8 protein-coding genes are annotated in these 7,386 nt (G+C 37.6%); all 8 read left to right on the top strand.

All coding sequences use genetic code 11. The annotated features are described in order from the left end of the window. The first annotated feature begins 265 nt into the window (after positions 1 to 265). The gene (locus PWP39_RS09370) at positions 266 to 1,393 is read left to right on the top strand and encodes a DegT/DnrJ/EryC1/StrS family aminotransferase (RefSeq protein WP_288073545.1); all 1,128 of its coding nucleotides are present in this window, start codon (positions 266 to 268) and stop codon (positions 1,391 to 1,393) included. Continuing rightward, positions 1,390 to 2,298 carry a Gfo/Idh/MocA family protein gene (locus PWP39_RS09365; RefSeq protein WP_288073544.1) on the top strand — a complete coding sequence of 303 codons (909 nt, stop codon included), beginning with the start codon at positions 1,390 to 1,392 and terminating at the stop codon, positions 2,296 to 2,298. The genes PWP39_RS09370 and PWP39_RS09365 overlap by 4 nt, the downstream gene beginning before the upstream one ends. A gap of 6 nt (positions 2,299 to 2,304) precedes the next feature. Next, entirely contained in the window at positions 2,305 to 2,847 is a 543-nt protein-coding gene (locus PWP39_RS09360) for an acyltransferase (RefSeq protein WP_288073543.1), read from the top strand. Next, the gene (locus PWP39_RS09355) at positions 2,832 to 3,584 is read left to right on the top strand and encodes a glycosyltransferase family 2 protein (protein ID WP_288073542.1); all 753 of its coding nucleotides are present in this window, start codon (positions 2,832 to 2,834) and stop codon (positions 3,582 to 3,584) included. Before PWP39_RS09360 ends, PWP39_RS09355 begins: the two co-directional genes overlap by 16 nt. Before the next feature lie 91 nt (positions 3,585 to 3,675). Beyond that, positions 3,676 to 4,884, top strand: a complete 1,209-nt coding sequence (locus tag PWP39_RS09350; RefSeq protein ID WP_288073541.1) for a glycosyltransferase family 4 protein — start codon at positions 3,676 to 3,678, stop codon at positions 4,882 to 4,884. Between the two features lie 20 nt (positions 4,885 to 4,904). Beyond that, positions 4,905 to 5,801, top strand: a complete 897-nt coding sequence (locus tag PWP39_RS09345; protein ID WP_288073539.1) for a UTP--glucose-1-phosphate uridylyltransferase — start codon at positions 4,905 to 4,907, stop codon at positions 5,799 to 5,801. Then, positions 5,798 to 7,141 carry a UDP-glucose dehydrogenase family protein gene (locus PWP39_RS09340; protein WP_288073537.1) on the top strand — a complete coding sequence of 448 codons (1,344 nt, stop codon included), beginning with the start codon at positions 5,798 to 5,800 and terminating at the stop codon, positions 7,139 to 7,141. The genes PWP39_RS09345 and PWP39_RS09340 overlap by 4 nt, the downstream gene beginning before the upstream one ends. 10 nt (positions 7,142 to 7,151) lie before the next feature. Continuing rightward, positions 7,152 to 7,386 (top strand): hypothetical protein (locus PWP39_RS09335; RefSeq protein ID WP_288073535.1); only part of this gene is annotated, 235 nt, incomplete at its 3' end.

The following is a 7,386-nucleotide window of genomic DNA, read 5'->3' as shown; positions in this document are numbered from 1 at the left end:
AAGCTTTTGATGGAAAAAGGTTTGAATGTCTTTGTTTACGATGAAATGTTCAGTAAAGAAGAAATAGAAAAGTTGGGGCTGAAATGGATCGATCCCGAGGAAGCTGATGTTATTTTTGATCCATTTGAACTGAAGATAGAGCTTAAATAAGATGTGATTGGATTTTTGATTGTATTAGAAATCTTTTTAATATTGGAAAAAGGAACCTTGAAAAGATTTCGAAAAGGAGTTCATGAAAATAAGGAGTTATATAGGAGGGTAAGGTATGAAAATAAATCTTATAGAACCAGTATTAAATAGAAAAATGATGAAAGCAGCCATATCAGCTTTAAAGAACGAGTTTTTTCTAAGAGGAGAATCAGTTAAAAAATTCGAAGAAGAGTTCGCGAATTATATAGGAACAGAGTATGCTGTAGCAGTAAGTAGTGGAACTGCTGCACTTCACATATCTCTCTTAGCTCTAGGGGTTGGTCAGGGTGATGTAGTTATTACAACTCCAGCGACATTTATTTCTACTGCAAATGCCATAGTATATGTTGGTGCAAAACCGATCTTCGTAGATATATCATTGTCCACATACACTATTGATCCAAATGAAATCGAAAAGACGATAAAAAACTATAAGAATAGAGTAAAAGCCATAATTCCTGTTCATCTTTATGGATATCCCTCTAACATGGATGAAATCATGGAAATTAGTGAGAAATACGGTATTCCAATCGTTGAAGACGCTTGCCAAGCACATGGAGCAGAATATAAAAATAAAAAATTAGGATCTTTTGGAGATGCTGCAGCCTTCTCATTTTATCCAAGTAAAAACATGACAGTTGCTGGCGATGGAGGGATGATTACAACCAACGATTACAATATTGCTGAGGTTGCCAAGCAGTTGAGAGATGTTGGAAGATCGAAAAATAATTCGTATCTGCATGACTTTATTGGATTTACAGCACGAATGAACACCGTAAACGCTGCTATTGGTAGAGTTCAATTAAAATACTTAGACAAGTGGAATAGAAAGAGAAGAAGAATTGCTAGAAGATACAGTAAGGAATTGGAGGGTGTAGGAGATATAATTCTACCTCCAAAGGGAGATCGAAAAATCAAACCAGTTTGGCATCTATATGTGATAAGGACTAAGTACAGAGACGAACTTAAAAAATTCCTTGAAGAGCGCGGAATCCAGTCCGGAATACATTATCCTGTTCCAGTGCATCTACAACCACCATATCGCAAAATGGGGTTCTCTGAAGGATTGTTCCCTAACTCAGAGAGATGGGCAAGAGAAGTGCTAAGCATACCATTACATCCAAAACTATCAAATGAAGACGTTGGATATGTAATTGAGAGTATAAAAGAATTTTACAAAAAACAGGAGGCCGATAAAAAATGAAAGTGGGGGTTGTAGGAATAGGTTACTGGGGGCGAAAAGTTGTAAAAGAGTATGCACAGTTGCTTGACGAGAATTACATTGACTATCTTGGTTTGTGCGATTACGACGAATCAAAGCTAAGAGATTTCAGAGAATACGAAACTTTCACGGATTTTAACGAACTCCTCAAAAAAGTTGATGCAGTTCATATATGCACGAATAACGAAACGCATTATGAACTCAGCAGAAAAGCATTAGAAGAAGGTGTACACGTTTTGGTTGAGAAGCCGATGACTACTAATCGAAATCACGCATTTAATCTTATTGAGCTAGCATATGAGAATGGGGTCATATTGCAGGTGGGCCATATTTACAGATTTGCAAATGTGATAAAGAAGGTAAGAGAACTTTATCAAAGCAATTTTTTTGGAGATGTTTATTACATTAATTTGACGTGGTCCCATTTAATGGCGCCAATGGAAAAGGTAGACATTTTATGGGATCTGCTTCCGCACCCTCTTGACATCCTGAATTTTGTAACAAAAAAATGGCCTGATACATTTTTGGGTATAGGTAGAGCCTTTAGAAGGAATAGATTAAATGAAGTAGCTTCATTGCAAGCAGTTTTTGAGGATAGATTCTTTGCTAACATACACTTGAGCTGGCTTACGCCTGTTAGAAGAAGAACGATGGAAATAGTTGGATCTGAACGCAGTGCTATCGTGGAATGTGTAGAGCAGAAGATAACGATATACGAGAACGAAGGTGGTACCAGACAGCTATATGTGGAACCAAACAACACAATTAGAGAAGAAATTATAAACTTTATCGAAGCTATTAGAACAGGCAAAAATAACTTCAATTCTGCTATTATCGGTTTGAGAACTATAGAACTAATAGAAGAAGCTCTAAATTCTCTGAGGTGAAAGATTATGGAAAAGAGGCAGAGATATTCGATTATAGTTGATATTGAAGTCGGAGAGGGTACAAAAATATATGACCAAGTTAATTTGTACAAATGCAAAATCGGAAAGAATTGCAAAATCGATGCGTTTGTTTACATTGAGGAAGGTGTTGAAATAGGAAATAATGTGAAAATTAGAGCTTTTACATTTATCCCTTCTGGAGTAACGATAGAAGATGATGTGTTTATAGGGCCTGGTGTCATTTTTACAAACGACAAGTATCCAAAAGTCAGAGGAAAATGGAAACTGTTGAAAACAAGAGTTAAGAAGGGAGCAAGCATAGGTGCAGGTTCAGTAATAGGGCCCGGTGTCACAATTGGTAAATATGCTTTAGTTGGTGCTGGTAGCGTTGTCACGAAAGACGTACCTGATTATGCAGTTGTTGTTGGAAATCCAGCCAGAGTAGTAGGATACGTAACTGATGAAAACTTCAAAAAGAGAGTTAAGGAATTTTTGGAAAAGTATCCGGGCGAGCTAAAAGGGGAGGACTCTGAATGGCCATGGCCGTAAAGAAGATCTCTCCATGGTCTTTTTATGTGGCAACGGTAATACCAACTTGGAGGGATCTCCAAATAACACAAGTGTTGGCTAGATTTGATGAACCTTTAGTTGATGAAGTAGTCATAGTTTTAGATGAACCTACGGAAGAGATGAAATCCAGAATACGTCAAATCAGTAAAGAAATAATTTCAAAGCTTACGATAATTGAAAATCCAAAGAGAATGGGTATAGGGTATGCTATACGGCAAGGATTGCTATATTGCAAGAATAATGGTTATGAAGTGGTAGTAATAATGGCTGGAAACGGAAAAGATGACCCCAAAGAGATTCCCAGATTACTGAAGAAACTAGAGGAGGGTTACGATTATGTACAAGGCTCAAGATTTTTAGAAGGAGGAAGATACGACAATTTACCTTTGCAAAGAAGGATTTTCAATAGATTGTGGCCCTTAATCTGGACAATCTTGACAGGAGTTAAGCAGACAGAAGTTACGAATGGATTTAGAGCATATAGATTAAAAATACTCGATGACCCGAATGTTAATATCAACCAAGAATGGCTCAATGGTTACGCTTTAGAATATTACATACACTACAAAGCTCTAACGTTAGGATATAGATATACAGAAGTCCCGGTTTCAAAAATATACCCAAAAAAAGGCAAATACACAAGAATAAATCCTTTAAAGGATTGGCATCAAATTATTTTGCCTTTATTTTTACTGAAATTTAAAATTAAAAAGTGATCGGCATAAAGTGACTTTAGGGCTGAATTTGCAGTTTAGGCATTCGGCAGAGATAGAAATCTATCAGTATTAAAGTTTCAGAGGTGATCTTATGCTTGAAATAAAAGCTGATCCAAAGAATAAATCAAAATTGGTTTTAATACTCTTAGCAGCTAACTTCTACAACGATCCAAGAGTTAGACAAGAAGCTGAAAGCTTGATTAAAGCTGGATTCACAGTTCACGTCTTTTGCTGGGATAGAGAAGGAGAAGCCGAAGATACAAATATAGATAACAAATTGATTGTTAGAACTATGAAGATCTTGACTTCAAAAGAATTTAACAAGCTAAAATACGCTGTTGCAGCCATTCTACTACAAATTTTAGGTTTCTTTTATGGAATCAAGCTTATTAGAAAATATAGAAAGATAATAGTGCACGCAAACGACTTTAACACTCTTTTAGCAGCTTATTTACTTAAGATGTTTTTCAGAAAAAGAGTCAGAGTTGTTTACGATTGTCATGAGTTAACCCCAAATGTTTACAAGGACTGGTATGGGACCCTTGTTGGTAAAGTTGCTGAAAAGCTTGAGAAATTATTGATCAAATGTGCAGATGTTGTTTTGACCGTTAGCGAGCCAGTTGCTTCTTATCTTAGAACCATTACAAATGCACCGGTTTACGTGTTTTACAACTATCCTTCCGAGAAATATATTCCCATGATAGACAAAATGGAAGCAAGAGAAATTTTGGGTCTGCCAAAGGATAAGTTCATAGTTGCTTTTGTTGGTAACATAAGACCAGACATTGCTGTTGGTGAGCTGGTTGAAGCAGCGGAAATTTTAAAAAAAAGAAATCTTGGGGATAAGATCAGATTTGTCATAGTTGGAGGAGGAGCTTCGAAAGATGAAGTCTGGAATCTTGTCAAGGAAAAGAATCTCGAAGATATCGTGTTGCTTGTGCCGAGAGTTCCAAGAGATAAAGCTATTTTATATCTCTGCGCTGCAGATGTATCGTACATTTTGTTTAAAGGAGACAACTTAAGGACCACGTTAGGTTGGAAACTTTTCGAAAGTCTAGCGTGTGGCACGAAAGTTATGGTATGTAAGGATACTTACACAGCTGAATTCTTGAAACATATTGATTATCCGAGAATTGTAGTCAATGAAATCTCCCCCGATGAAATTGCCAAAGCCTTAGAGAAAGAGTTGGAAAATAAACACCCTAGCGATGATAGAAGAAATAGGAGGGCAGAGTTTTTGTGGGAATCCCAAGAAGACAAATTTAAATATATTTATGAAAATTTAATGAAAAATTTTTAGTTACAAGGAGGTAGGATACTATGCCCTCTGAAAACCAAATCAGGAAAGCCGTAATAACAGCTGCAGGTCTGGGAACAAGGCTTTTACCATTAACAAAAGAAACGCCCAAGGAGATGTTGCCGTTGTTTTCAATTTTAGGGGATAGACTAGCTCTTAAACCGGTTATCCAAATAATCTTTGAGACACTATACGAAGCCAAGTTCCGCGAGTTTTGCTTCATCGTTGGACGTGGAAAACGTGCTATCGAAGACTACTTTACACCGGACAGCAATTTTTTACAGTTGCTTGCAGCTCGAAAACTTCACACTGAAGCTGAATCACTAAAAAAATTTTACGAGATGATTTTTGATTCTAAAATATTCTTTGTAAACCAACCCGAACCCAAAGGCTTTGGACATGCAGTGCTCTATGCTGAACCAATTATAGGTTCTGAACCCTTCTTGCTGCACGCAGGAGACGATGTGATTCTCAGCGAAAATTCTACACATATACTCCGCCTTATTGAGGCTTTTCAGGAATACAATGCTGATTGTGTAATGTTGGTTGAAGAGGTAGAGAATCCAAGATTCTATGGAGTTATTCAAGGAGATCCTGTAGATAAAGCGAAATCAGTATTCAGTGTTACTGAAATCGTAGAAAAACCTGAAAAGCCGCCTACAAATCTGGCAGTTGTAGCGATTTACATATTCAAACCCACGATCTTCAAGTACTTAAAAAAAGTCTCTCCAGATCGCAGCGGCGAGATTCAGCTTACCGATGCGATAAGGCTCATGATAAAAGATGGGGGCAAGGTATATGCTGTGAAGCTGGACCGCTCTGAAAAAAGAATCGATGTGGGTATGCCAGAGAGGTACTGGATATCTTTGATGAAAAGCTATAGATATGCAAACGAAAAGATAAGGGGGAAGAAGTTATGAATGTATCTGTGTTTGGTCTGGGATATGTAGGCTTAACTTACGCTGTTTGCTTGGCTTACAGAGGCTTTAAGGTTATTGGTGTAGATGTAGATGAGGAACGTGTAAAGACCATTAACAAAGGTATTGCACCATTTTTCGAACCAAATTTAGATTCGTTACTCAAGCAAGTAATCTCGGATGGAAGCTTTATTGCAACAACAGATTATAAGTATGCTGTTGAAAACTCAGATGTTTCTGTGATCTTTGTCGGTACTCCATCCTTGCCAGATGGATCACCCGATCTGAAATACGTTAAATCCGCAAGCGAAATGATAGGCGAAGCTCTCAGATTCAAGGAAAAATACCATTTAGTGGTTGTCCGCAGCACGGTTCCGCCCGGTACGACTGAAGAAGTTGTGAAGCCCATCATAGAAAATATTTCAGGAAAAGTCTGTGGTAAAGATTTTGGATTATGTATGAATCCAGAGTTCGTGCGTGAAGGCAGAGCTGTTGAAGACACTCTTAAACCTGATAGGGTTGTAATTGGAGAGTTTGATGAACGCAGCGGTGAATTTCTTGAAAACCTTTACAAGAAGTTTCTTGGAGACTGGAAATGTCCTATCATCAGGACTTCAACGTACAACGCAGAGCTGATAAAATACGCTGCCAACACCTTCTTAGCTCTTAAAATTAGTTACATTAATTTTATAGCAAGATTGTGCGAGAAGCTTCCCAAAGCAGATGTAAGAGATGTTGCTGATGGCATAGGTTTGGATCCAAGAATTGGAAGAGCGTTTCTTAACGCTGGACTGGGATTCGGAGGTTCATGTTTTCCAAAAGACTTGAAAGCTTTTATCAAAATAGCGGAAGCCCTTGGAGAGGAACCATCCTTAATAAATTCAGTCATTAGAATCAATGAGGAGCAGATAGAAAGGGCCGTTTGGCTGTTGAAAAAGGGCTTAGGAAAAGACATCACGAATGCCAAAATTGCTGTGCTTGGTCTATCATTTAAGCCAAACACTGATGATATACGTGAGAGCCAATCCATAAAGCTTGTAAAAAGATTAGTTGAATTGGGTGCTCAAGTTAAGGTGCATGATCCAAAAGCTCTTGAAAAAGCAAAGAGCGTTCTTGGTAATACGGTTGAGTATTGCAATGACATGTATGAATGTCTTAAAGATTCGGAGGCTATCTTAATAGCAACGGAGTGGCCTGAATACAGTAATATTGACTTGGATTTGGCCAGGAAAGTTGTCAGAAATCCTTTAATAATTGACTGCAGGAGGATTTTGGATCCAAAAATAGCAAGAAATAAGGGATTCAAGTACTTAGGAATGGGTCGGAGTCTTTTGATGCTATAGGGGGACTAAAATGGTGTTGAAAGTCCTTGCGATTGCTCCATTTTATAAATTCTTTGTAAAAGATCTAACAGAAGTCATAGCCAGAGATGTCGATAACATAACCGTCTTCGTTCATCACAATTATTTGTCCGAAGTAGCACCTTACCTGCCATTTCCATACTTCAGGCATGTTGAAAAATTCTCAAAAAGAAATTTAGTCGATTTAAAAAACAAGCCAGAGAACGTAGATATTGACATTATATCTA

The organism is Pyrococcus sp., assembly GCF_030153625.1.
GTDB lineage: Archaea > Methanobacteriota_B > Thermococci > Thermococcales > Thermococcaceae > Pyrococcus > Pyrococcus furiosus.
Note: the sequence above shows the minus strand (reverse complement) of the source record. Positions and strands in the feature narration are given on the sequence as shown.

Excerpts from the sequence above, each read along its gene's own strand:
- PWP39_RS09370 (WP_288073545.1), top strand. The coding sequence starts at position 266 with ATGAAAATAAATCTTATAGAACCAGTATTAAATAGAAAAATGATGAAA.
- PWP39_RS09365 (WP_288073544.1), top strand. The coding sequence starts at position 1,390 with ATGAAAGTGGGGGTTGTAGGAATAGGTTACTGGGGGCGAAAAGTTGTA.
- PWP39_RS09360 (WP_288073543.1), top strand. The coding sequence starts at position 2,305 with ATGGAAAAGAGGCAGAGATATTCGATTATAGTTGATATTGAAGTCGGA.
- PWP39_RS09355 (WP_288073542.1), top strand. The coding sequence starts at position 2,832 with ATGGCCATGGCCGTAAAGAAGATCTCTCCATGGTCTTTTTATGTGGCA.
- PWP39_RS09350 (WP_288073541.1), top strand. The coding sequence starts at position 3,676 with ATGCTTGAAATAAAAGCTGATCCAAAGAATAAATCAAAATTGGTTTTA.
- PWP39_RS09345 (WP_288073539.1), top strand. The coding sequence starts at position 4,905 with ATGCCCTCTGAAAACCAAATCAGGAAAGCCGTAATAACAGCTGCAGGT.
- PWP39_RS09340 (WP_288073537.1), top strand. The coding sequence starts at position 5,798 with ATGAATGTATCTGTGTTTGGTCTGGGATATGTAGGCTTAACTTACGCT.